Source organism: Methylobacillus sp., from assembly GCF_036844465.1.
In the GTDB taxonomy this organism is placed as follows: Bacteria; Pseudomonadota; Gammaproteobacteria; order Burkholderiales; family Methylophilaceae; genus Methylobacillus.
Genome location: NZ_DAIUFW010000004.1, coordinates 24,480 through 47,957 on the forward strand (window position 1 = coordinate 24,480; position 23,478 = coordinate 47,957).

Below are 23,478 nucleotides of genomic sequence, written 5' to 3' on the forward strand. Positions count from 1 at the left end.
TCATTCACATAGCATCGAAAGTTTATCGTTTTTCTCAACACTGCCTCTCAACCCTCCTGCCGCCTTGCGCGTAGCCGGATAGTTTATGCGACAATAACCCCATATTATTTTTTCGAGCTTTTCATGAATATCCCCGCGCATCTGCAATATACCGCTGAACATCTTTGGGTACGCCAGGATGAAAACGGACAGTGGCTGGCAGGCATTACCGACTATGCACAGGATTTACTGGGTGACATCGTTTACGTGGAGGCGCCCAAACCGGGCAGCGTGTTATCTGCAGGCCAGCCTTGCGGACTGGTGGAATCGGTCAAGACCGGCTCGGATCTGCATGCCCCGCTCAATGGCACCGTACTCGCCATCAATGAAGCCCTGCAAAGCACACCGGAAAACATCAATGACGACCCTTATGCCGCCTGGATTTTCTCATTCCAGCCCGACGCTGAACCCACAGGCCTGCTGAGCGCCAGCGAATATAAAGCGCTGCTGGGTTAATGGCCTTTCAGGGCTTGCGCGACGCGCTCCTGCAAGCGCTCGGCCAGCGCCTGTTCCACATTGGCGCTGAGCCGGGGAGTTAATGCTTCCATTTCCCGGACCATGGCATCATGAATCGCTTGCGCAATCAGGGGTTGCATATCCACAATCAGCGCCTCGGCCAATTCCTGGTGTTCCGGCATAGGTTGGTGTTGCTCCGATTCCGCATGCCATGACGCATGTTGACGCTCTGCATCAGCCGCCGGCTGACCATCGTCTATAGGCAAAAACTTGATACCTGCAGCCTGCTGAAGCTGTCCGCTCTCGGTAAATGTTGAATCCGGCTCGATCTGCGGCGACTGCTCCCTAGTAGTACTGTCTCCGGCCTTACTGTCATAGTAGGCGGCAAGCAATTGCTCGATCTCTACCGCGCTGAAGGCATCACGCCCTTGATATATGTCGGTCAACACCGGAATACCATCCGCTAAAGGCTCAGGCTGTAAAGGACGGCTCAGTGAACTGATGCGGCGCAGCACCAGTGCCAGTTCATCTTGAGTCTGATCACTCATGGAGATTTCCTTTCATCACAAAGCAGCGCCATTGGCATCAAAGGTCTTGATTTCATAGCCACGGTCCCGATAGAAACGATACCGTTCGCGAGCCGCAGCGCGGTCTGCCTCTTCCAACCCGACCACTTCGATCAGACGCCGGAACCGGCTGAAAAAAGGAGGATGCTGGTTATCCAGGTTGATGAGGATATCGTCATGCGGCAACTGGTCATGGCGCCAGTCGATAATCACCGGTGTTTCCGCCGCACGCGGATGCGTGGCATGGCAATGCGGCAAAAATCCCGTGGGCGGATTGCTCCAGAGGAAATCGCCCAATTGCTCCGCAGACTGCTGGGTAGAAGTCAGTATCATCAGCCGTCGCCCGCGTTGCACGGCACGGCTGCTGAGGTCAGCCACGTGAAAAACCTTGTCTGATACATTGAAGAAGAAATCTACCCGCGTCATGGCGCCTTACTGCCCTGCACGTTGCCGGAGAAACTCGGTCAGCAGCGGTACCGGGCGTCCAGTTGCCCCTTTTTCCTTGCCTGATTTCCAAGCCGTGCCAGCAATATCCAGGTGGGCCCAATCATATTTCTTGGTGAAACGGGAGAGGAAGCAAGCCGCAGTGATACTTCCCCCGGCCCGGCCGCCAATATTCGCCATATCGGCAAAGTTACTGTCCAACTGTCCCTGGTAATCATCCCAGAGCGGCAAATGCCAGGCGCGGTCCTGCGCCTCGTTACCGGCCTGCAGCAATTCTTCCGCCAGGCTATCCTTGTTGCTGAACAAGCCGCTGGCATGATGGCCTAACGCAATCACGCAGGCGCCGGTCAAGGTCGCCACGTCCACTACGGCTTGTGGTTCGAAGCGCTCTGCATAGGTCAATGCATCACACAGAATTAGGCGGCCTTCGGCATCAGTATTCAACACTTCGATGGTCTGGCCGGACATGCTGGTCAGCACATCGCCAGGACGCGTCGCGTTACCGTCAGGCATGTTCTCACAAGTCGGAATGATGCCCACGACATTCAATGGCAGACCCAGCTCAGCAATGGTCTTGAACGTACCAAGCACGCTGGCCGCACCGCACATGTCGTACTTCATTTCGTCCATGTCCGCGCCCGGCTTGAGCGAGATGCCTCCGGTATCGAAGGTGATGCCCTTGCCCACCAGCACCACGGGCTTCTGGTTCTTCTTGCCTTTCTTGTGCTGCAATACGATCAGCTTGGGCGGCTGTACGCTGCCCTTGGTAACGCCGAGGAAGGAACCCATGCCCAGTTTCTCAATGTCGGCCTGTTCCAACACTTCCACCTGTAGCCCATGGCTCTGGACCAGCGACTTGGCCTGCTCAGCCAGGTAAGTCGGCGTGCAGTAATTCGGGGCCAGGTTGCCGAGGTCCTTGGCGAGGCTGACACCGGAAGCCAGCGCCTTGCCCTGCTTGAGCCCAGCTTCTCCCGCAGTCACTTCATCCTTATGCGCGACATGCACCTGCAGCTTGGCCACGCCTTTTTTGCTATCGGCTGGCTTGCTCTTGAAGCGATCGAAGCAATAAGTGCTATCCTCGGCGATTTCCACCAGCTGAGCCACGCGCCAGCTGACATCGCGCTTCTTCACAGGCACTTCCGCCAGGAAGGTTGCCGCTTCGGCAGCCTGAAGATTGCCCAGCGCCTTGATGGATGCGCGTAAAGCCTTGCGATAGTGGGGCTCGTTGAGCTCGCGCTCTTTGCCCAGCCCGACCAGCAGCACGCGGGCAGCGGCAATGCCGGGAACAGAATGCAACAGCAGGGTAGAACCCGGTTTTCCATCCATATCGCCCGCGCGCAGGATGTTGGCGAGATAACCGTCAGATGCCCGGTCCAGCGCCACCGCCGCCTCGGAAAGCTTGCGTGCTTCGAATACACCGACTACCACGCAATCTTTACGCTGTTTTTCCGGATTGCCGTTTTTTATGCTAAATTCCATTCCTTGATCCTTAAGTAAAACCTTCTGAATTATCCCGCGTTTTTGCGGTAAATCAACCTCAATTACGGAATCTGGACCGCCTGTTTCTTTAACATGCTCTTCAAACGCTCATTATTACAAGAGCTGGTCACGACTGCTATTGGCGGCTTTCTGATACTGTTCGGCATCGTCATTGCCCAGCGGGTAGCATATTACATCGGCATTGCAGCCAAGGGCAGCCTGGCAAGCGATGCCATCAATGTATTGCTGGGTTTCAGCATGCTGAAATTCCTGCCCATGATGCTATCGCTCACATTGTTCCTTGCGGTACTGCTGACCTTGTCGCGCTGGCACCGGGACAGCGAGATGGTGGTCTGGTTCAGCGCCGGGCAAGGCTTGTCCAACTGGATCCGCCCTGTGCTGACCTTCGGCATGCCCATCATCATCGTCATTGCCTTCCTGAGCCTATTTGTCACGCCTTGGGCCACCAACAAGGGCGCCGAATTCCGCGACCAGTTGAAAAGCCGCGACGAGCTCTCTTCCATTAGCCCTGGCGTATTCAAGGAATCGCGCCAGGCTGACCGCGTGTTCTTCGTGGAAAGCTTCGACGAACTCGGCAACATCGTCAAGAATATCTTCGTGCAATCCATCCAGCACCAGAAGCTGGGCATCATCGTGGCCGCGCGCGGCCATCGCGAAACTGCCGAAAACAATGACAATTTCCTGGTCATGCAGAATGGCCGCCGCTATGAAGGCACACCCAACACTGCGGAATACTCGATTACTGAATTCGAGCGTTATGCCATCCGCATCCAGCCTGCCGAAGTACAGCAGCACCCCCCCAACACCCATTCCAGGAGCAGCATGGAGCTGCTCAACGAGCACAGCCTGGACAGCAATGCAGAGCTGCAATGGCGCATGGCTATCCCGATCTCGGCATTCGTGCTGATCCTGCTGGCAATTCCACTGAGTTTCGTCGATCCGCGCTCAGGCCGCTCTGCCAACCTGATGCTGGCATTATTGATCTATATCGTCTACAACAACCTGCTCAGCATCATGCAGGCGTGGCTGACCCAGGGCAAGATTTCCCCGATCATCGGTTTGTGGCCCGTACATGCCTTCTTCCTGCTATTGACCTTCTGGATGTTCTACCGCCGTTTGTTCCAATTGCCATTCCTGCCGCGTTTATGGCGTAGGTAGCCCGTCATGAAACTCATCAATCGCTATCTGGCCCAAGAAATCATTTCCAGCATCATGCTGATCATGCTGGCGCTGCTGGGCATGTTTTCCTTCTTCGACCTGATCCAGGAACTCGAAAGCCTGGGCAAAGGCAATTACAGTCTAGGCAAGGTGTTGCTATTTGTCCTGCTCAGCGCGCCTGGCCATGTATACGAAGTCGTCCCGGTTGCAGTTCTGGTCGGCACCATGTACGCGCTGGGTCAGTTCTCGCGTTATTCCGAGCTCATTATCCTGCGCGTCAGCGGCATTTCCATTCGTAAAATCGCCTTTTCGCTGCTGCGAGTCGGGCTGCTGTTCGCCATCATCACTTTCGTGATAGGTGAATTCATTACGCCGCTCAGCGAGAAATCAGCGCAACGCTTGCGCATCCAGGCCACCGACTCCGTCATCGCGCAGGATTTCCGCTCCGGGCTCTGGGTCAAGGATGGCAACAGTTTCGTCAATGTGCGTAGCGTTCTGCCAGATGCATCGCTCATGAATATCAATATTTATGAATTCGACAACGAGTTCCGCCTGCGTACGATCAGCAATGCGGAAAAAGGGAATTTTGACGGCCAGAACTGGAACCTGCACCAGGTGACGCAGACCCATTTTGAAGACCAGAAAATCCGCACCAATACTTTCCAGGTTGCCACCTGGCAATCGTTGATCCGTCCGGAATTATTAAATGTATTGCTGGTAGTGCCGGAGAAAATGTCAGCCTGGAACCTCTACTTCTACATCAACCACCTGGCGAGCAATAAACAGAATACCTCGCGCCACCAGATCGCGCTCTGGTCCAAGATGATCTATCCGCTGGCTTGCCTGGTCATGGTTATCCTGGCATTGCCTTTTGGTTTCCTGCAACAGCGCTCCAGCACGGCAAGCACCAAGATTTTTGCCGGCATCATGCTGGGGATTGTCTATCAGGTGCTGAACCGGGTGTTTGTACACCTGGGGTTACTCAACGACTGGTCGCCGTTGTTCAGCGCTGTGGTGCCGACATTGCTGTTCATGGCGGCAGGCATCTTTATGCTGTACCGGGTAGAACATAAATAAACTTGGATATGGCTGGGACTCAGCCATATCCAAGAAAATCCATAGCGTGGATAGTTAATCCAGATATTCGAGGTCAGTATCCATTTCTGGATTTTGGCGCCGCAGCGTTTCCCGTTTGGCCTCAGGCAAGCGCTGATATTCTTCCCACTTTTTGCGCATATCTGCTTTCTGTTCAGGCGTCATGCTCTGGTAGGTCTGGTATTTCTTGCGTGCATTTTCACGCTCATAGGGCGTCATGCGGCTCCAGTGCGACAGGCGCTTCTGCACGCGTTGCTGTTGCTCAGACGTCATCTTGGAATAATCCCGGGCGATATCCAGCATCTTCTCACGCTGCCATGGACGCAGGATATCCCACTCCTGCGCCAGCGGCGCCAATACCTTACGCTGGCTTTCCGTCAATTGCGCCCAACCAGGCTCCGTCGATTCCTTTTCAGCCGCTGCTGCCGTAGCTGTAACAAGCAATAACAGGCTGGCTGCTATTGCTGTTTTAACCATGAATAAAAACCTTGATCAAGATATGCCTCGGGGGGAAGTTCAGAAGCCAGCAAAAAGGCATCACCATGCTCTGCATGGCCATGCCCCGTCAATTGCTGGGTGACAATAAAAGCCAACAAAACAGCCACGGTCAGGGCTGTTAGTGACAAGATGCGTTGATGCTGAAAGAAATAGCTGCTGCAAAACGCCACCAGCCCATTCCCCAGCGATTGATGTCCATACGCCTGCGCAGCCATACGCATAACAGCCTGCTGTCGCGCATCAGCAAGGTTACTCTTTATCTCCGGCGTCAGTTTCTCTGTCGTTTCGTCCAGTTGATGGACAATTGCCTGTACAAATCGTTGTTCCTGATTCATCGCTTGCTCCCGACCTTGTCGAGTACTTCTCTAGTCAACCCATATTTTTCAAGTGACACCATCAATGCATGAACAGCTCGAGAACAATGCGTTTTGACGCTGCCTTCCGAGCATCCCATGGCTGCCGCCGTTTCAGCAACATCCATTTCTTCCCAATAACGCAGGATGAATGCTTCTCGTTGACGGGTCGGGAGGCTTTTTATCGCATTCTCGATAATCAAAAGTGTTTCCTGTTGTTCGTATTGCTGCCGTGGATCGTCGCCATCGCGTCCTGATGGCATGGTTTCAAGCGGATCATGCTCCTCATCGTCATGCGGATTCACGCCCAAGGAAGAAAGCAAGGTCGTCCACAGGTCTCGCACTTTCTGCCGCCGCCAGTAATCCTTCATGGTATTTTGCAGAATGCGCTGGAACAGCATGGGATATTCTTCCACAGGTCGGCTTGCGTATTTTTCCGCGAGCTTGAGCATGGCATCTTGGACAATATCCATCGCGGCATGGTCATCGCGCACGGCATAGGCCGTTTGCTTGAATGCCCGACGCTCAACCCGCGCTAAAAAATCTGAAAGTTCCTGTGTGCTCGCCATTGAAGTAATTGGATGTGCCTGATTGCTTTTAGTGCCCTATCCTGCTGACACTTCGCTATTTTTCGAGTATATCAGGTTTGATTTTGTTACCTCGGGCGCTTTTAGCTACAATCAGGCCCATCCTCCATCTGCTTATTTGAGCATCATGATTAAACTACTATCACTGGCCATTCTCTTTTCGTTGATCTACTTCATGCTCAAACGTTACCGCAACACAGTTGATCAACCGCCACCTCCGCCCAGCGTATCGGAAGACATGGTGCAATGCGCCCACTGCCACATTCATCTGCCGAAAAACGAGAGCATCAAGGAAGGTTCACTGCATTATTGTTCTGAAGCGCACCGCCAGCAGCACCAGCGATGATCAGGCAACAAATCCAGGTCGATACCGGAGCGCCCAATTTCTGGCGCCCGCTCGTCCTGTTCGGCAGTTACCGCATCCTGCTTGCAGGCATATTTATCGCTTCATACGCGCTGCTCCAGGACACGCGCATCTGGCTCAACTATGATGCCACCCTGTATCTCAGTTTTTCCTTGGCCTACCTTAGTTTCGGCTGCCTCGCACTTTGCCTGAACCTGTGGCGCAAACCCGCTTTCAGCATCCAGCTCACCTTGCTGACATTGCTGGATATCAGCTTCATCATTCTGCTCATGTATGCCAGCGGCGGCATCAAAAGCGGCCTTGGGCTATTACTCATCGTCACCATCGCCGCGGCCAGCCTGATCAGCCAGGGGCGGCTCGCGCTGTTCTATGCCGCCATCGCCAGCATCGGCTTGTTGCTGGAACAAAGCTACCAGATGCTGATCTGGAATGAGGATTTCGGTGATTACTCCCATGCCGTCATGCTCAGTGTCAGTTGCTTTGCTACCGCATGGCTGGCGCACAGCTTCAGCAAACGCGCCTCGCAGCATGCGCAACTGGCTTCGCAACGCGGCATCGACCTGGAGAATCTCGCCCAGGTCAACCAGTTGATCACACAGGAAATGGACGATGGCGTTATTGTCGTGGATCAGGCTCTCAATCTGCGCCACCGCAACCGGCAAGCAGACCTGTTGCTGGAGGTAGAGGGACAGGTCCGCAATAACCAGCCTCTAAAGGAATATGCGCCCAAATTGGCCAATCTGCTACTGCAACAGCATGGCGATGACAAACCGCAAGGCCTGATCAAGCTCAGTTTGAGTAAGCGCGATTTGCGCCTCAAACTCATGCCGGTAGGAGAAAGCTACGCCCAAGGCACAGTAATCTTCATTCAAGACTGGAGCCAGGTGCAAACCCAGGCGCAGCAACTCAAGCTTGCCGCGCTTGGCCGCCTTACCGCCAATATCGCCCATGAAATTCGCAATCCGTTGAGCGCCATCAGCCATGCGACACAACTCATGCAGGAGGATGAGTGCATGGCTCCCGCCAATCAGCGCATGCTGCAAATCATTAGCGACAATGTGCAGCGCATGGAACAGATGATCAAGGAAGTGCTGGAACTCAACCGCCGCGACCGTACCCGTCAACAGGAAATCCGCCTGACAGATTTCCTGCGCGAATTCCACGACCACTTTCACCAAGTGGAGAAAATCCCCCCCCAGGGTTTTGTGCTCGACACAGACGTGCTGGAACCTGTCATTCTGTTCGACCACCGTCACCTGCACCAGGTCCTATGGAACCTCTGCCGCAACGGCTGGCGCCACAGCCAGCAACATGACGGCAGCCTCATCCTGTCATTGCGTAGCGAGGCGCGACAATGGCTGATCGAAGTGCGCGACGATGGCAAGGGCATTGCCGAAAGCGCGCGATCACACCTGTTTGAGCCTTTCTTCACTACTGAAAGCACCGGCACCGGCCTCGGCCTTTATATAGCCCGCGAACTATGCGAAGCTAACGGCGCCACTCTGGAGCATATTGCCGTCGAGCATGGTTGCTCGTTTGTTATCCATATTGAGAAAACTGAATCCGCATGAGCGTTTCTCCCACCTGTCTGGTTGTCGATGACGAAACCGATATCCGCGAACTCCTGGTATTGACCTTGGAACGCATGGACATCCAGGCAAATAGCGCAAGCAACCTTACCGAAGCCCTGCATCTGCTGGAAAACGGCCAATATGGCCTCTGCCTCACCGACATGCGCCTGCCTGACGGCAGCGGATTGGACCTAGTCAAACATATTGCCCAGCATCATCCCGGCCTGCCCGTCGCCGTGATCACAGCTTATGGCAGCGCGGAAAATGCCGTCTCCGCGCTCAAGGCCGGGGCTTTCGACTATCTCACGAAGCCCATCTCACTCAAGCAATTGCGCCCGCTGGTGCAATCCGCGCTCAAACTCTCCACTGCAGAGCAGCAGGCAGTCAGCGCCCAGGACACTTTGCAAATGATAGGCAACAGCGGCGCTATCAAGCAGGTGCGCAGCATGATAGAAAAACTGGCGCGCAGTCAGGCGCCTGTCTATATCAGCGGCGAATCCGGCAGCGGCAAAGAACTGGCGGCGCGACTGATCCACCATCACGGCTCTCGCCGCGACGGCCCTTTTATCGCCGTCAACTGCGGCGCCATTCCCGAAAATCTTATGGAAAGCGAGTTCTTCGGCCACAAGAAAGGCGCCTTTACCGGGGCCACACACGACAAGGAAGGCATGTTCCATGCGGCGAAAGGCGGCACATTATTTCTGGACGAGGTAGCCGACCTGCCGCTGAGCATGCAGGTCAAGCTGCTGCGCGCCATCCAGGAAAAGAAAGTGCGCATGGTGGGCGGCACACAGGAGGAAAGCGTCGATGTCCGCATCATCAGCGCCACGCACAAGAATCTCGCCGTCCTCATGGAGCGTGGGGAATTTCGCCAGGATCTTTATTACCGCCTCAACGTCATTGAACTCAAACTGCCGGCCCTGCGCGACATGCGTGAGGACATCCCTCTGTTCGTCGATACGCTGCTGGCCATGCAGTGCCGGGAAGAAGGCCGCCCCATTCCCACCCTCTCGGCAGAAGCCAGCCAGATGCTGGCCAGACACACATTTCCAGGCAACGTGCGTGAGCTGGAAAATGTGCTGGAACGCGCGCTCGCTCTTTGTGACGGCCACACCATCACTGCCGACGACCTGCTACTGGACCAGGATGCCGCTGTCAGCACAGAATCCATGCCCCATTCACTGGAAGATGAAAACATGCCGCTGCCTGATTATCTGGAACATCTGGAAAAACAGGCTATCCTTAACGCCCTGGAAAAAACACAGAACAACAAGACAGCCGCCGCCAAGTTGCTCGGGGTCAGCTTCCGTACCTTCCGCTACCGGCTCAGCAAGCTTGGCTTGAGCAAAGACAATGACTGACCGCCCCATGCAACCAAGCCTGACCATCGACCGGCACGGACTGGCTACACCTGCGGAATACATCGCCTCCCCCAACGCTGATGAACGTCCTGACGATACTGATATCTGCCTGGTCGTCATCCACAATATCAGCTTGCCGCCGGGCGAATATGGCGGCCCTGGCATCAGTGAACTATTCACCAACCTTCTCGATCCTGACGAACATCCTTATTACGCGGATATCTGCCAATTAAGAGTTTCCGCGCATTTCGTCATCCGGCGGGATGGGCATTTGCAACAATTCGTCCCATGCGTCGCCCGCGCCTGGCATGCTGGTATTTCGTGCTGGCAAGGCCGCGAACGCTGCAATGATTTTTCCATCGGCATTGAACTGGAAGGCTGCGATACTGATATCTTTACCGAGGCGCAATACCATACGCTACACATACTGCTTGCCGCCCTGGTCGCGCATTATCCAGTGCGTGACATCGTCGGCCATTCCGACATTGCGCCTGGACGAAAAACCGACCCCGGCCCTTATTTCGATTGGGAAAAACTGGCTGCCCTGAAAGTCGCACTACAGAAAACCGGCGAATCCGGTATACACTCTTGAACCCCTTCCACCAGCAAGAGGCATCTTGAAAATACAGAATACTCACTGCCAGGTGGATGATATTGAATCAGGAAAACCAGAATAAATGTCCGTCTATCGTTCAGGCATCTTTACGTTACTAGTCACTTTATCCCTGTTGAGTGTGGCTTGCGGCAAAAAGGAAGAATCCGCCAGGCCAGCCTCCCTGCCGCTGGTCAGTGTCACCACCGTAGAAACGGCACGGCTGGAGATCCGCGAGCAATCCATTGGCACTCTGGAAGGGATTATGGACCCCACCGTTGCTGCTGAAGTCCCGGCCCGTGTGCTGAAAATACTGGCACGGCCAGGACAGGTAGTCAAAGCAGGCGAGGTCATCGCTCTGCTCGACCCGCAGGACTACACTCTGCAGCAACGTGAGGCGGAGAGTGAAATTGCCCGCCTGGAAGCCCTGCTGGTCAACCAGCAGCGCACTGTGGAACGCAACCAGAAATTGGTCGAGAAAAATTTTATCTCACAAAATGCGCTGGATGACCTGGAAACCCAGAGAATCGCACTGAAACGCCAGCTTGAAGGCGCCCGCTCGCGCCTGGCCAGCATCAGCCACAACGCCGGTAAAGCCCGCCTACTGGCCCCGATTGATGGCAAGGTGGAAAAGCAGATTGTATCTCCCGGCGACTATGTCAAGGTAGGTGATCCCATCCTGCAAATCATCAGCAACAAACGCCTGCGCGCTCACCTGCCCTTCCCGGAGCACCTGGGCACCAAACTCAAGCCCGGACTCAAGGTCAGGCTGAAGACACCAACTTCCGATCAGGAGGCTGAAGGCATCCTGCGCGAATTCAAGCCCGTCATCGGCAGCAACAACCGCGCCATCGACGTGCTGGTCGATGTGGTCGATCAGCCGGGATGGCAAGCCGGCGCCAGCGTCACCGGCGATATCATTCTCGGTGAATACCCGGCAGCGCTGGTGGTGCCTGAACAAAGCATCGTGTTGCGCCCGGCTGGCGAAGTGGTCTACGTCATCAAGGATGATACCGCCCAGCAACACCTCGTGAAAACCGGCATGTATCAGGATGGACGCATCCAAATCCTGGAAGGCCTTGAGGCAGGAGAAACCATTGCTGTAGATGGTGCCGCTTTCCTCACCGATCAGGCCCGCGTGCAGGTGCAATCTCCATCGGGTCAATCCCAACAGGCCCAGCCATGACCTTGCCTGAAATATCCATCAAGCGGCATGTGCTGGCCTGGATGGTATCCGGCCTGCTGGTCTTGCTGGGCATCATCAGCTACCAGCGCATCGGTGTCGATCGCCTGCCGTATATCGAATTCCCGATCATTTCGATCACCACCACGCTGACCGGCGCCAACCCGGATATCGTCGATGCCAGCATCACCAGCATCATCGAATCCTCGGTCAACACCACGCCCGGCATTGAGCATATCCAGTCGTCCTCATCGCCCGGAGTCTCGGTAATCACCATCACCTTCAATCTGGAAAAGAACATCGACGTGGCCTATAACGAGGTGCAGGCCAAGGTCAACCAGGTATTGCGCCGCCTGCCTGATGATGCCGACCCGCCGCAGGTGCAGAAGGTGGAAACCAATGCACAGCCCATCATGTGGCTGGCCCTGCGCGGCGACCGCACTATCCAGCAGATCAACCTGTATGGTTTCAACGTTCTCAAGAAGAAGCTCGAAACCATCAACGGTATCGGCGAAGTGCGCCTGGGTGGTCGCCGCGACCGCACCATCCGCGTCAACGTGCTGCCCGAGCGCATGGCGGCCTACGGCATCACAGCCACCGACCTGATCGACGCGTTCAAGCGCGAGCACATCCAGCTGCCGGGCGGATTCCTCGTCGGCAACTCCTCCGAATATCTCATGAAGCTGGACATGGAGTTCCACAACCTGCGTGACATGGCCGACATGATCGTGACCTACCGCGACGGGGCTGCGATCAAGCTCAAGGAGGTGGCGGAACTCGAGGATGGCATCGCGGACTACCGGCAGCTTGGGCGCTATATGAGCAAACCTGCGGTGGGCTTGGGTATCGTCAAGGTTTCCAACGCCAATACCGTCGCCATCATCGAAGAAGTATTACGCAAGCTGGATACGGAAATCCGTCCCAACCTGCCGCCAGGCATGACGATCGACATTTCCACCAATGACGCGCTGTTCATCAACGAGATCGTCGGCGCGTTGCAGGAACACCTGGTTGAAGGTACATTGCTGGCCGCGCTGATCGTCTGGCTGTTCCTGCGTTCCATCCGCTCCACATTGATCATTGCTACCGCCATTCCCGTTTCCCTGCTCGGCTCGGTTGCGGTCATGTATTTCTCCGGCTTCACCTTCAACACCATGACCCTGCTGGCCTTGCTGCTGCTGATCGGCGTGGTGGTGGACGACGCCATCGTCGTGCTGGAAAATATTTACCGCCACCTCGGCATGCAACGCAATGCCAACAATACCGATGCCAGCGCCGCAGCGCGCGCAGCTGCCATTGTGGGCAGCCGCGAGGTCGCGTTTGCCGTGATTGCCGCCACCTTCTCGCTGGTATGCATCTTCGCACCAGTCATTTTCATGGACGGCATCATCGGCAAGTTCTTCAAGTCCTTCGCTGTGGTAGTCACCTTCGGTGTGCTGGTCTCGCTACTGGTATCCCTGACCCTCACGCCCATGCTGTGCTCGCGCTACCTCAAGGCGCACGAATCCGAGGGGCGCTTCTACCGCTGGCTCGACCGTATATTCCACAGCATGGATCGCATCTATAGTTATATCCTCGTCTGGACGCTGAACCATCGCTGGAAAGTCATGTTGTTGACCGTCCTTGTGGTCGCGGGCAGCAGCTTTTTCTTTGGCAAGGTGCAGAAGGAATTTATCCCAGATTCTGACGAAGGCCGTTTCCTGATTTCTTTCCGGACCCCCTTGGGCTCCAGCATTGAATACACAAACAGCCGCCTGGAAAAAATGGAAGCAGTGCTGCAACGCTACGACGCGCAGATCGCTAGTTATTTCAGCACCATAGGCGTGGGCGCGCAGGGGCAGGTCAACAAGGGCACAGTCAGCATCCGCCTCAAGGACAGGCGCGAGCGCAGCATGAGCCAACAAGAGCTGATCCGCGCCATCCGCGCTGAACTGGACCAGATTCCCGGCGTGCGCGCCTTCCCTGTGCCCATCGCCATCGTTGGCGGCCAACGCTCGGAAAAACTGCAATTCAATATCACCGGTCCCAACCTGCAACAAGTCAGCCAGCTCGGCAAAACCATGCAGCGCAAGCTCGGGGAAATATCGGGCATAGGCCGGGTCGATCTCGACCTGGATCTGGATCTGCCCCAGCTCACGCTGCAAGTCGACCGGGTGCGCGCAGCGAGCCTTGGGCTTTCGGTCACCGATATCGCCACCGCGCTCAACCTGTTCGCCGGTGGCATCGATATTGCCGATTTCAATGACGAACCCGGTGACGGCCAGCGTTATGACATCCGGCTCAAAGCCAAGGAAGGCTCATTAAAAAACCAGGATGACCTGAAAAAGATTTTCCTGCGCAGCGATACTGGAGAGCTGGTGCGGCTGGACAGCGTTGCCAGCTTCAAGCAAACGCTGGGCGCTGCCGTCATCGGGCGCTTTGACCTGCAATATGCCGCCAGTCTCTATTCCAACCCTGTCATGCCGCTGGGCGAAGCTGTCGAGGTAGTGCGCCAGATGGCGGCGGAAACCCTGCCGCCCGGTTATCAGTTCAACCTGGCCGGGCAAGCGGAAGAATTGCAGAAGACCGTCAATAACATGCTCTTCGCCTTCGGCCTGGCGCTGGTGCTGCTTTATATGGTGCTCGCCAGCCAGTTCAATTCCTTCCTGCAGCCATTCATCATCATGCTGGCACAGCCTCTTGCCATTATCGGCGGCGTATTCGCGCTCTGGGTAACCGGCAACTCGCTCAATATCTTCTCCATGATCGGCCTGGTACTGCTGATCGGCCTGGTGGCGAAAAACTCCATCCTGCTCATCGACCTCACCAACCAGTTACATGAAGAAGGCAAACCCATCAACCAGGCTCTGCGCGAAGCTTGTCCTATCCGCCTGCGCCCGGTGCTCATGACATCGCTCACCATCATTCTCGCCCTGCTGCCAGCCGCCTTCGGCCTAGGAGCAGGCGCCGAGACCAACGGACCGCTGTCGATCGCTGTTATCGGCGGCATGATCTCATCAACGTTGCTCACGCTAGTCGTCGTCCCTGCAGCGTATTCATTGCTCATGCATGCCATCCAGCGCCGCAGCAACCCGCATTGACTAATATTTTCCCATCTCCAAAGGACTACCTGACGAATAAGCCTCGCTTCCCGGATAAGTCACATATCTGTCATATTTAAATCAGATTACTGTCATATTTTGAAACAATAATGCCTCCTCGTTGAAATACAACAAATTCAGATTACAAAGAGGAAAGCATGAAACTGTTCCGTATGTTACCTGTGGCAGCATTGATGGCTACCAGCATGTCTGCCATGGCAGACTCCACAATTGATATCGTCAATACGCTGGTTGCCAAGGGAGTGTTGACTGAAGAAGAAGGTAAACTTCTGACCAAGGGTCGCGAGAGTGAAAAATCCAGCCAGGACAAGGCACTGGAAAAGGCCACCAAGTCCGGCGGCAAAATCACGATTTCCGATGCAATCGACAATGCCACTTTCTACGGTGACATCCGCGCCCGCTATGAATATCGAGATGGCGAAGACAAAGCCAATTTCTCCGAAGATCGTGAGCGTGGACGCTACAAGCTCATTCTTGGTGTAAAAACTACTGCTGGCGATTTCTATTCCGACATCGCGCTGTCCATGGGCTCAGGTGGCCGCTCCGACAATGCAACATTCGGCAACGGTGCCAATGGTTCCAACAGCAAGGAAAATGTTTACGTCAAACGCGCCATGCTGGGCTGGAACGTAACAGACTGGCTGAAGATCGAAGCCGGCCGCGTTGCCAATCCGCTGTACACCACTTCAATGGTATGGGACGGCGACCTGACGTTTGAAGGCCTGGTTGAAAAGGTCAATTACAAATATGGCAAGAATGTAGAGCTGTTCGGTAACTTTGCGCAATCTCAATATCGCGGTGATCGCAAGGACTTCACCAATACAACAGATGATAGAGCGACAAACAACATCCTGGCTTTCCAGGGTGGTGCCAAATTTGATATTACAGACACCGTTTCCGCCAAAGCCGCGCTGACTTTTACCAAGTTCACCAATGATCATGCCGACGGTGCTTCCACATTCGTGCCTGGCTTGGGTAATGTAAGCGGCAAGGGTATCGCTGTGGGTACTGGCCTGACTGCAACCAACGATATCCGCACTATTGAGATTCCGGCAGAAATCGCATTCAAACTTGCCAATAACATGAAGCTGACTGCCTTCGGTGATTATGCTTACAACCTGGATGGCGATGACCGCTTCAAGGCAGCCGTTGCAGCTGCAGGCGCCAACAGCGCCGCCATCCGCGCTGCCGGTAACGACGACAAGGCATGGCTGCTGGGTGTAGGCCTGGACCAACGCCAGAGCAAGAAAGCGCAAAAGGGTGATTGGTCTGCCAAGCTCTGGTACCAGGATGTCGGCATCTACGCGCTTGACCCCAATGCTGTCGATTCCGACTTCATGGATTCCCGCGTGAATATGAAAGGCGTAGTACTCAAGGCAGAATACCTGCTACGTGATAACGTCGTCTTGAACCTGGCTGCCGGCCATGCTACTCGCAAGAATAACAAGTTAGCTGCTGCTGGTTCTGGAGGAGATATTGAGCTGAACCTCGACAACTACAACCTGTACCAAATGGATATTACGTACAAGTTCTAATCCTGTCCTGAAAACCCGCTGTCAAAAGCAGCGGACAACTTTCCGCATTTGCCCCGTCATCCTGGCGGGGCTTTTTTTATCCATTTCTCACAAAGCTTTGGCTGCAATAGGCAACAAAAAAGGCAGCCTGAAAGCTGCCTTTTCATTCTCCTAGTACTGATTACTTAACCGTTACAGTACCGCGCATCATGGTGGCGTGACCAGGGAAAGAACAGAAGAATGTGTACTTCTCACCTGCAGTCAGCTTGCTGGCGTCAAACTTGACGCTGTCCTTCTCACCGCCGCCGATCAGCTTGGTGTGGGCAATCACGCGCGCATCACCAGCCTTGACGAAATCACCGGCTTCGCCAGCAGCGGTACCATCGTTCATCACAGCTTTGAAGTCAGCAGTCTTGGTGATTACCAGGTTATGGCCCATGACATTCTTTGGCAAAGAGCCAGTATGCTTCAGGTTAACGGTAAAGTCCTTACAGCTCTTGTCTACATCAATATTCTTGGTGCTGAACTGCATGGCATCGTTAGCATCGACATCCACGGAGCAGTTAGCTGCCAGTACAGAGCCGGAGAACAGTGAAGCGAACAACAAAGCGACGATTTTGCTGGATTTCATAATAACTACCCTCATCTAAAATAGGCTATATGCCTTGTGTTATAGAACTACTCTTTTACTACTACCAAACAAATTACAGCTTCTTGCACTATATGTCCGAGCGTTGCTGCACCAAGACATATTGTTAACCTGCAAATACCAATTGAGAAATATTATCAATTAAATTTGCCAATTTCTCCAGTATCCAATGACACTGATCATTTAACGTATCAGCACCTGAAAGGATGACATGGCGGCTAATTCTATACAAAATCATCTACCTATAACAGGGTTGGTATCGGAAGAAGAGACAATTTCCTGGACAATCAGGCTGCCCACCATGTCACCTTCGACATTCACAGAGGTGCGTATGGTGTCCAGCAAGCGGTCTATGGGCAGAAGAATTGCGATGGCTTCTGCAGGCAAACCCACTGATTGCAGCACCATGACCATGGTCACCATGCCCGCGCTGGGAATACCCGGCGCACCAAGAGAAGCCAGCATGGCCATGAAGAATACGATGAGCTGTTGCACCAGGTTCAACTCTATGCCGACCAGGTTGGCGATGAACAGCGCGGCGGAGGCTTCATACAGGGCCGTGCCATCCATATTGACAGTCGCGCCCAGTGGAATGACAAACCCGGCAATCTCCCGCCTGACTTTCAGGTGCTGTTCGGTGCAGCGTATCGTCACCGGCATGGTGGCGGAGCTGGAACTGGTGGCGAATGCAGTCACCAACGCCTCGCGCGCGCCCTTGCAGAATTGCCATGGCGTGACCCTGGTCACCATATAGAGCATGCCCGGCAGCACAATGACCCCGTGCACCAGCGTGATGCCCACGACCAGCAGCATGAACTCCCCCATGCTGGCAAATAGGCCGGTATCCTGCGTCGCCACCAGCCTGGCGAGCAATGCCATGATGCCCAGCGGGGCCAAGCGCATGATCCAGCCGACAATCATCATGATCAGGTCAAATGCTTCCTGCATGAGATTGAGAATATTGCGATAGCGCTCCCCGCCCACCACCAGCGCAATGCCGACAATAAACGCGAAAATCACCACGGCGAGGACATTCCCCTGCGCCAGAGCGGCAAATGGGTTCTGGAATAATCCTAGTAGAAACTTGCTGAAGAATTCACTAACAGTCAGTTGTTCGCTGTGGAAATTTTGCATGGCATCGGCAAACATCCCCAGATGCATGCCTGCGCCCGGCTTGAAGACATTGGTCGCCACCAGCGCCAGCAACACGGCCAGCGCCATGGAGATGCCGAAGAACGCCAGCGTGGTCATCCACACCTTGTGTATCTGCCGGTGTGCCTGCAGATTGGCGACGCCGACAACGATGGAAGTGAATACCAGAGGAATCAGCACCATCTTGAGCAGACCGATGAACACGCCTCCCACCATGGTGCTGGCATACAGCGCGGCTTCCTGCGCCGTTGAGCCTGGTGTCAGCCTGCCCAGCCAAAGGCCCAGCACAATCCCTAGTATCGCTGCTGTGACGATCTGGGTATTGAGGCTGGGCAGCTTCATGTAGGGTTTCTAGGCAGCGGCAAGCTCAAACACAGCAGCAAAAAAACCGTCTGTTTCATGTTGATGCGGCAATAATTTCAGGTAAGCGCCAGTGTCCAGCGCCACTTGCTGCTGCGCGAGGATTTCTGCCGCATTCACCAACTTGAACTGCGGATGTGCAGCGAGAAAAGCTTCCGCTACCTGCTCGTTTTCTGCTGCAAGCAGACTGCATGTCGCATAGATTAGCCGACCGCCAGCCTTCACCAGCTTGGCCGCACGATTCAGGATCGCGGTCTGTTTCGCTACAAGCTCAGCAATATCTTCCGGCGTCTGTTTCCACTTGAGGTCGGGATTACGGCGCAATGTGCCCAACCCGCTGCATGGCGCATCCACCAGCACGCGGTTGAACTTGCCGTTGAGGCGCTTGAGCTTGGGATCGCTCTCGCTGCTGATGACCTGGCTGTGCAGGTTGGAAAGGCCGGAGCGCTTGAGGCGCTGGCCAAGGTTGTGCAGTCGCTTTTCCGAGATATCGAACGCATACAGCCTGCCGGTATTGCGCATCAGCGCACCCAGCGCCAGGGATTTGCCGCCCGCGCCCGCGCAGAAATCCGCAATCATTTCCCCACGCCTGGGTGCGACCAGCAAGGCTAACAGCTGGCTGCCTTCGTCCTGCACTTCGATCTTGCCGTCGGTGAAGAATGGATGGCGGTTGATGGACATGCGCTGCGGCAGGCGGATGCCAGTCGGGGAATAAGGCGTGACTTCCGCGGCGGCCTTCTCACTAAGGAAGCGCGCCAATACTTCCTCGCGATTACTCTTCACCAGGTTGACGCGCAAATCCAGGCTGGCCGGCTTGTGCATGCTGCGCGCAATCGCCAAGGCCTCTTCCGCGCCATATTGTGCTTCCAGCCGCTGCCATAGCCATTCGGGCAAATCGGCCTGAACTGCAAGACTCAAACCTTCCGTCGACTTGGCCTTGATTTCCTGCGCCCATTCCTTCTGCTGCTGGTTCAGCAGTTCATCCAGCTCGCGCAGACTGTTGCCCTGCACGCGCACCAGCCACGCCACCAGCAGGCGGCGCGGGTCTTCATTGCCTGCGAGGTAAGCAAGGAACGAGCGGCGGCGCAGCACGCCATAGACAGCCTCGGCAATCCAGGCGCGTTCCTTGTTGCCCAGTTCGCGGTGGTCGCGAAAAAACTTGCCTAGCTTGGCATCCGCCGGCCCAGGGTTACCCAATACATCCGCCAGCGCGATAGCGGCAAGTCTCAAAATAGTTTGGTTCATACACTCACTTCAATAAATCGGTCGATATCCGGGTGGCAAGCTGTTCGATCACGCTGCCATCCTCTTCTGTCTTGCGCATTTTAACCGGCAGGTAATGGTAATCTACCGCCAGCCACAATTCTGTTTTCTCGTTGTCCTCTGCCGTTCGGGCAATATGCCAGGCTCGCACCGCGCCGAACTCGGTATCCAGCGTTTCCTCGCCCTCGAACCCGTAGTTGTATTCGCCCAGCTTCTTGCCGTTGCTGATATGCAGCGTCATCTGCTCCAGCGGCGGCACAAAAATGAACTGGTACATGAAGCTCAGCAAATCCTGCGTGCCTGCGGGCAATTCCACCGTTTTCACGCTTTTTGCCGTTTCCAGCGACACTTTGCGCTGCTTCCAGTCAAAATGCGATTGCTGCTTCTTACTCTCCCCCTTGCCATATTGGTAGGAGTACAGCTCCGGCCGCAGGCCCTGACTGGTGATCGCACCCTCGCTCTGCTGCAGTAATTTCCCGGAGACGACCAGCGCGGCCAGCCCTTTTGCCTCCGTCGTGCTGGTCAAGATATAGCGTCCGCTTTCCTGCGCACGATAACTGACCTTGGTAACGCCAACCTTGTTGCCATTTTCGCCGCGCAGCACCATAAACTCGGTATCGATAAAAGTAAAGGCAGGCACTTCATACCCAACTGCCTCATCCTCGACCCCTTCCGCTATCGCTTCTTCTGATTCTGGCAATCGCTCAGGTACTGACTCCTGCTGTACAGCGTTTGCTTCATCCACATCTGTCGTCTGCGCTTCCGGCCCAATTTCTGGTTCTTCTATTGCCGGTTCCGGTGTAACTGGAGCTACTTGCTCTACAGGAAGCACCGGCTTCACCACTTCAGCGACAGGCGGCCCAGGTTTTCTCTCAGCCTGCTTCCTGGGTTTGGGCACTGGCGGCAACTCTGCCACTGGCACCGCTTGCAATGTGATCTGCTGCACTTCGGATTGAGCGGTATCAAGCCTGGGAAGGTGCCAATACTCGCTACCGAGAATAACCAGATGCACCAGCAATGAAAGCAGGATCGCCAGCGCCAGCCCAATAGGCAGGCGCTTCAGTAAGGTTTTGCTGAAAACATCACTCCACATTGATGCCCGTGAGCACCTGTTCTATCTTGCTGCCCTTGTCATCCACCATCATGAGCTTCACGGGCAGGTAATGCTTATCCACCGCCAGCCATAATTCCTTGCCATCCTCATCCTGCACTGCTTCGCTTAAGTGCATCACCTTGAACTTGCCTGCCCCAACCTCCAGCAATTCATCCTTGGCGTCAATATGGTAGTGGTAGGTGCGCAGCTTCTTGCCTGTCGTCACGGGCAACTTGACCTCGTTGCCGGATGGCGGCGCGAACATGAACTGGTAGATAAAGCTGCTGATATCCTGCGCTCCAGCTTCGAGAGGCACGGTATTCAGCTTGCCTTTGATCTTCATCTTGAGCTGATTCTTAGCCCAATCAAAATCGGTGTACAGGGAACGTTTCTCATTGTCGCCTTGGTGCAGTTCAAAATGTGCTGGTTTTAGACCTTGCGCCGTCACCTCTCCCTCGCTGGTCAGCCTGCGCTCACCGAACAAGGCATACACGCCTATTCCTTTGGTCACACTTTCAATACGGTAGCGGTTACCTTCCTGCCGATAGATTTCGCTAACTGTGGCAAACGGTTGCCCATTGCGCGTGGCTTCATAAGTCAGCTGCACCTGCTTGGGAGCAGCAAATGCCACGCCGCTGATACACAGCAGCAACAAGCTCAGGATACGAATGCGTAACATGGGATGGGGCCTCCTGGAACATGAAGGGCGATGCATTGCACCGCCCTGAATCGGCACTTTGTTCAAGCGCCAGCCAACCACGTGTTGGCAACAGAATGCTGCGTTAGTTTCGTTACACGACCACGGTGGGCGCCTCGCCAGCACCCTGTGCGCGGATATGTCCGATCGGCCACACCTGCTCGCCTTCCGCTGACAGCAAGGCCTGCGCGGCATCGGCATCCTGTTCCGCGACGATCAACACCATGCCGATGCCGCAGTTGAATGTACGGTACATTTCCTGGTCGGTCACATTGCCCTGCTCCTGCAGCCAGGAGAACAACGGCGGCATTGCCCAACTGCCTTGGCGCACCTCGGCAGTCAGGCCTTCCGGCAACACGCGCGGCACGTTTTCGGTAATGCCGCCGCCGGTGATATGCGCCATGCCCTTGATCTTGATACTTTGCAGCAGCTTGAGAATGGGCTTCACATAAATGCGGGTCGGCGCCATGACCACATCACGGAAAGAACGGCCGTAGAAATCGCTGTCCATATCCACACCAGACATGTCGATCAGCTTGCGGATCAGCGAATAGCCGTTGGAGTGCGCACCATTGGAAGCAAGGCCAAGTACCACGTCGCCCGCAGCGATGGTGGATCCGTCAATCAGCGCATCCTTGTCGGCAGCGCCGACGACGAAGCCTGCCAGGTCGTATTCGCCGTCAGGATACATACCCGGCATTTCTGCAGTTTCACCGCCCACCAGTGCGCAGCCGGACTGTTCGCAACCATTGGCAATGCCCTGCACCACCTGCGCCGCAACATCCACATTGAGCTTGCCGCAGGCGAAATAATCCAGAAAGAACAAGGGCTCCGCGCCCTGCACCAGGATGTCATTGACGCTCATGGCGACTAGGTCGATGCCGACGGTATCGTGCTTGTTGAGCTGGAAAGCCAGCTTGAGCTTGGTGCCCACGCCGTCCGTGCCGGACACCAGCACCGGGTTCTTGAATTTTTTCGGCACTTCGAACAGTGAGCCGAAGCCGCCGATGCCGCCGAGCACTTCGGGACGCATGGTACGTTTTGCGAATGGCTTGATTCTCTCAACCAGGGCGTCCCCGGCCTCAATATCCACACCGGCATCGCGATAGCTAATCGAGGTTTTTTCAGAATTCAAGTTGAGTTCTCGCTTTCCACAAGATAAATTTAGATAACTAGGGCGTAATTTTACCTGATAATAGCCCGCAAACGATAATAAAGGCCCCGGCAGCACCATCACATAGCTTGCAAGTGAACCATATTGAAACAACTACTCCTTGATATCCAACCACCCGCCGCGCCCAGCCTGGACAACTTCGTGGTCGGCCGCAATGCCGAAACCCTGTTCCAGCTGAAACGCACTCTGCTTGAGAACGATGATGCGCGTTTCATCTACCTCTGGGGCGAAAGCGGCTGCGGCAAAACCCACCTGATCGAAGCCTGCAACACCCTTGCCCAAAGTCTCGGCCTCAATATGATCGGCGTGGATGACGTGCATCTGCTTGCCGATGACGAGCAAATCGCCTTGTTCGACCTGTACAACCAGTTGCGCGAATCCGGCGGCATGCTGGTCGTCAGCGGCAATGCGGCGCCAAGCCAGATGGGCTTGCGCGACGATCTCGCCACCCGGCTGGCCTGGGGACTAAGCTACCAATTGCATCCGCTAAGCGACGAGGAAAAAACCCAGGCGTTGAAGAACCACGCCACTGCGCGCGGCATGAAACTGCCCGATGAAGTCCTGGATTATTGCCTACGCCACCTGCGCCGCGACATGCCCAGCCTCATTGCCACGATTGACGCACTGGATGAGTGGTCGCTCACCTCAAAAAGAGCCGTCACCCTGCCGTTATTGAGGCAGTTGCTGCAAAACGCAGCCAGCCGATAA

23 protein-coding genes are annotated in these 23,478 nt (G+C 55.2%); 11 read left to right on the plus strand and 12 right to left on the minus strand.

Going from position 1 to position 23,478, the window contains the following annotated elements:
• Positions 1–123: 123 nt before the first annotated feature.
• A complete protein-coding gene (gene gcvH, locus V7Z75_RS06480; RefSeq protein ID WP_334107817.1) occupies positions 124–495 on the plus strand; it encodes a glycine cleavage system protein GcvH in 372 nt (123 codons plus the stop codon).
• Here gcvH and V7Z75_RS06485 read toward each other — a convergent pair.
• The 3 genes from V7Z75_RS06485 to V7Z75_RS06495 are packed head-to-tail and all read right to left on the minus strand — an operon-like array spanning position 492 to position 2,984.
• Entirely contained in the window at positions 492–1,043 is a 552-nt protein-coding gene (locus tag V7Z75_RS06485; protein WP_334107818.1) for a hypothetical protein, read from the minus strand. The two genes, gcvH and V7Z75_RS06485, sit on opposite strands and share 4 nt — an antisense overlap.
• Positions 1,044–1,058: 15 nt before the next feature.
• On the minus strand, positions 1,059–1,487 hold the full coding sequence (locus V7Z75_RS06490) for a DNA polymerase III subunit chi (protein ID WP_334107819.1): 429 nt from the start codon (positions 1,485–1,487) through the stop codon (positions 1,059–1,061).
• A gap of 6 nt (positions 1,488–1,493) precedes the next feature.
• On the minus strand, positions 1,494–2,984 hold the full coding sequence (locus V7Z75_RS06495) for a leucyl aminopeptidase (protein ID WP_334107820.1): 1,491 nt from the start codon (positions 2,982–2,984) through the stop codon (positions 1,494–1,496).
• 93 nt (positions 2,985–3,077) lie between these two features.
• Between V7Z75_RS06495 and lptF the strand changes: the two genes are divergently transcribed.
• Positions 3,078–4,163: an LPS export ABC transporter permease LptF gene (lptF, locus tag V7Z75_RS06500; RefSeq protein WP_334107821.1), complete on the plus strand. Its 1,086-nt coding sequence runs from the start codon at positions 3,078–3,080 to the stop codon at positions 4,161–4,163.
• Positions 4,164–4,169: 6 nt separating this feature from the next.
• Positions 4,170–5,240 carry an LPS export ABC transporter permease LptG gene (lptG, locus tag V7Z75_RS06505; protein WP_334107822.1) on the plus strand — a complete coding sequence of 357 codons (1,071 nt, stop codon included), beginning with the start codon at positions 4,170–4,172 and terminating at the stop codon, positions 5,238–5,240.
• A 54-nt stretch (positions 5,241–5,294) separates the two neighbouring features.
• Here lptG and V7Z75_RS06510 read toward each other — a convergent pair whose 3' ends face one another.
• Genes V7Z75_RS06510 through V7Z75_RS06520 form a run of 3 tightly spaced genes read right to left on the minus strand, consistent with a single transcriptional unit; the run spans position 5,295 to position 6,678 of the window.
• Entirely contained in the window at positions 5,295–5,735 is a 441-nt protein-coding gene (locus V7Z75_RS06510; RefSeq protein ID WP_334107823.1) for a DUF3106 domain-containing protein, read from the minus strand.
• The gene (locus V7Z75_RS06515) at positions 5,717–6,091 is read right to left on the minus strand and encodes a DUF3619 family protein (RefSeq protein WP_334107824.1); all 375 of its coding nucleotides are present in this window, start codon (positions 6,089–6,091) and stop codon (positions 5,717–5,719) included. The genes V7Z75_RS06510 and V7Z75_RS06515 overlap by 19 nt, the downstream gene beginning before the upstream one ends.
• Positions 6,088–6,678, minus strand: a complete 591-nt coding sequence (locus V7Z75_RS06520) for an RNA polymerase sigma factor (RefSeq protein ID WP_334107825.1) — start codon at positions 6,676–6,678, stop codon at positions 6,088–6,090. The genes V7Z75_RS06515 and V7Z75_RS06520 overlap by 4 nt, the downstream gene beginning before the upstream one ends.
• 31 nt (positions 6,679–6,709) lie before the next feature.
• Here V7Z75_RS06520 and V7Z75_RS06525 point away from each other — a divergent pair, with 31 nt between their 5' ends.
• From V7Z75_RS06525 to V7Z75_RS06555, 7 genes are all read left to right on the plus strand, one after another.
• Positions 6,710–7,042 carry a PP0621 family protein gene (locus tag V7Z75_RS06525; RefSeq protein ID WP_334108073.1) on the plus strand — a complete coding sequence of 111 codons (333 nt, stop codon included), beginning with the start codon at positions 6,710–6,712 and terminating at the stop codon, positions 7,040–7,042.
• On the plus strand, positions 7,039–8,631 hold the full coding sequence (locus V7Z75_RS06530) for a sensor histidine kinase (protein ID WP_334107826.1): 1,593 nt from the start codon (positions 7,039–7,041) through the stop codon (positions 8,629–8,631). Before V7Z75_RS06525 ends, V7Z75_RS06530 begins: the two co-directional genes overlap by 4 nt.
• On the plus strand, positions 8,628–9,992 hold the full coding sequence (locus V7Z75_RS06535; protein ID WP_334107827.1) for a sigma-54-dependent transcriptional regulator: 1,365 nt from the start codon (positions 8,628–8,630) through the stop codon (positions 9,990–9,992). The genes V7Z75_RS06530 and V7Z75_RS06535 overlap by 4 nt, the downstream gene beginning before the upstream one ends.
• A 7-nt stretch (positions 9,993–9,999) precedes the next feature.
• The gene (gene ampD / locus V7Z75_RS06540) at positions 10,000–10,584 is read left to right on the plus strand and encodes a 1,6-anhydro-N-acetylmuramyl-L-alanine amidase AmpD (protein ID WP_334108074.1); all 585 of its coding nucleotides are present in this window, start codon (positions 10,000–10,002) and stop codon (positions 10,582–10,584) included.
• Between the two features lie 85 nt (positions 10,585–10,669).
• The gene (locus V7Z75_RS06545) at positions 10,670–11,770 is read left to right on the plus strand and encodes an efflux RND transporter periplasmic adaptor subunit (RefSeq protein ID WP_334107828.1); all 1,101 of its coding nucleotides are present in this window, start codon (positions 10,670–10,672) and stop codon (positions 11,768–11,770) included.
• Positions 11,767–14,847, plus strand: coding sequence for an efflux RND transporter permease subunit (locus tag V7Z75_RS06550; protein WP_334107829.1), 3,081 nt, complete (start codon positions 11,767–11,769; stop codon positions 14,845–14,847). Before V7Z75_RS06545 ends, V7Z75_RS06550 begins: the two co-directional genes overlap by 4 nt.
• Before the next feature lie 158 nt (positions 14,848–15,005).
• Positions 15,006–16,403, plus strand: a complete 1,398-nt coding sequence (locus tag V7Z75_RS06555) for a putative porin (protein ID WP_334107830.1) — start codon at positions 15,006–15,008, stop codon at positions 16,401–16,403.
• Positions 16,404–16,563: 160 nt separating this feature from the next.
• Here V7Z75_RS06555 and azu read toward each other — a convergent pair whose 3' ends face one another.
• The 6 genes from azu to purM form a co-directional block, all read right to left on the minus strand.
• A complete protein-coding gene (gene azu / locus V7Z75_RS06560; RefSeq protein ID WP_334107831.1) occupies positions 16,564–17,013 on the minus strand; it encodes an azurin in 450 nt (149 codons plus the stop codon).
• 252 nt (positions 17,014–17,265) lie between these two features.
• Complete coding sequence (locus V7Z75_RS06565; protein ID WP_334107832.1) at positions 17,266–18,525, minus strand: dicarboxylate/amino acid:cation symporter; 1,260 nt, start codon at positions 18,523–18,525, stop codon at positions 17,266–17,268.
• 9 nt (positions 18,526–18,534) lie between these two features.
• Positions 18,535–19,788: an RsmB/NOP family class I SAM-dependent RNA methyltransferase gene (locus tag V7Z75_RS06570; protein WP_334107833.1), complete on the minus strand. Its 1,254-nt coding sequence runs from the start codon at positions 19,786–19,788 to the stop codon at positions 18,535–18,537.
• 4 nt (positions 19,789–19,792) lie between these two features.
• Positions 19,793–20,899, minus strand: a complete 1,107-nt coding sequence (locus tag V7Z75_RS06575; protein WP_334107834.1) for a DUF3108 domain-containing protein — start codon at positions 20,897–20,899, stop codon at positions 19,793–19,795.
• The gene (locus V7Z75_RS06580) at positions 20,889–21,578 is read right to left on the minus strand and encodes a DUF3108 domain-containing protein (RefSeq protein WP_334107835.1); all 690 of its coding nucleotides are present in this window, start codon (positions 21,576–21,578) and stop codon (positions 20,889–20,891) included. Before V7Z75_RS06580 ends, V7Z75_RS06575 begins: the two co-directional genes overlap by 11 nt.
• A gap of 112 nt (positions 21,579–21,690) precedes the next feature.
• Positions 21,691–22,731 (minus strand): phosphoribosylformylglycinamidine cyclo-ligase, encoded by a 1,041-nt coding sequence (gene purM, locus V7Z75_RS06585; RefSeq protein ID WP_334107836.1) that lies wholly within the window; start codon positions 22,729–22,731, stop codon positions 21,691–21,693.
• Between the two features lie 123 nt (positions 22,732–22,854).
• Between purM and V7Z75_RS06590 the strand changes: the two genes are divergently transcribed.
• Positions 22,855–23,478, plus strand: a complete 624-nt coding sequence (locus V7Z75_RS06590; protein WP_334107837.1) for an HdaA/DnaA family protein — start codon at positions 22,855–22,857, stop codon at positions 23,476–23,478.

Bases quoted from the DNA above. Each gene is read 5' to 3' on its own strand.
- V7Z75_RS06570 (WP_334107833.1), bottom strand. From the start codon at position 19,788: ATGAACCAAACTATTTTGAGACTTGCCGCTATCGCGCTGGCGGATGTA.
- V7Z75_RS06510 (WP_334107823.1), bottom strand. From the start codon at position 5,735: ATGGTTAAAACAGCAATAGCAGCCAGCCTGTTATTGCTTGTTACAGCT.
- ampD (WP_334108074.1), top strand. From the start codon at position 10,000: ATGCAACCAAGCCTGACCATCGACCGGCACGGACTGGCTACACCTGCG.
- V7Z75_RS06490 (WP_334107819.1), bottom strand. From the start codon at position 1,487: ATGACGCGGGTAGATTTCTTCTTCAATGTATCAGACAAGGTTTTTCAC.
- V7Z75_RS06545 (WP_334107828.1), top strand. From the start codon at position 10,670: ATGTCCGTCTATCGTTCAGGCATCTTTACGTTACTAGTCACTTTATCC.
- lptG (WP_334107822.1), top strand. From the start codon at position 4,170: ATGAAACTCATCAATCGCTATCTGGCCCAAGAAATCATTTCCAGCATC.
- azu (WP_334107831.1), bottom strand. From the start codon at position 17,013: ATGAAATCCAGCAAAATCGTCGCTTTGTTGTTCGCTTCACTGTTCTCC.
- gcvH (WP_334107817.1), top strand. From the start codon at position 124: ATGAATATCCCCGCGCATCTGCAATATACCGCTGAACATCTTTGGGTA.
- V7Z75_RS06485 (WP_334107818.1), bottom strand. From the start codon at position 1,043: ATGAGTGATCAGACTCAAGATGAACTGGCACTGGTGCTGCGCCGCATC.
- V7Z75_RS06555 (WP_334107830.1), top strand. From the start codon at position 15,006: ATGAAACTGTTCCGTATGTTACCTGTGGCAGCATTGATGGCTACCAGC.
- V7Z75_RS06535 (WP_334107827.1), top strand. From the start codon at position 8,628: ATGAGCGTTTCTCCCACCTGTCTGGTTGTCGATGACGAAACCGATATC.
- V7Z75_RS06565 (WP_334107832.1), bottom strand. From the start codon at position 18,525: ATGAAGCTGCCCAGCCTCAATACCCAGATCGTCACAGCAGCGATACTA.
- lptF (WP_334107821.1), top strand. From the start codon at position 3,078: ATGCTCTTCAAACGCTCATTATTACAAGAGCTGGTCACGACTGCTATT.
- V7Z75_RS06575 (WP_334107834.1), bottom strand. From the start codon at position 20,899: ATGTGGAGTGATGTTTTCAGCAAAACCTTACTGAAGCGCCTGCCTATT.
- V7Z75_RS06515 (WP_334107824.1), bottom strand. From the start codon at position 6,091: ATGAATCAGGAACAACGATTTGTACAGGCAATTGTCCATCAACTGGAC.
- V7Z75_RS06495 (WP_334107820.1), bottom strand. From the start codon at position 2,984: ATGGAATTTAGCATAAAAAACGGCAATCCGGAAAAACAGCGTAAAGAT.
- V7Z75_RS06550 (WP_334107829.1), top strand. From the start codon at position 11,767: ATGACCTTGCCTGAAATATCCATCAAGCGGCATGTGCTGGCCTGGATG.
- V7Z75_RS06580 (WP_334107835.1), bottom strand. From the start codon at position 21,578: ATGTTACGCATTCGTATCCTGAGCTTGTTGCTGCTGTGTATCAGCGGC.
- V7Z75_RS06520 (WP_334107825.1), bottom strand. From the start codon at position 6,678: ATGGCGAGCACACAGGAACTTTCAGATTTTTTAGCGCGGGTTGAGCGT.
- V7Z75_RS06530 (WP_334107826.1), top strand. From the start codon at position 7,039: ATGATCAGGCAACAAATCCAGGTCGATACCGGAGCGCCCAATTTCTGG.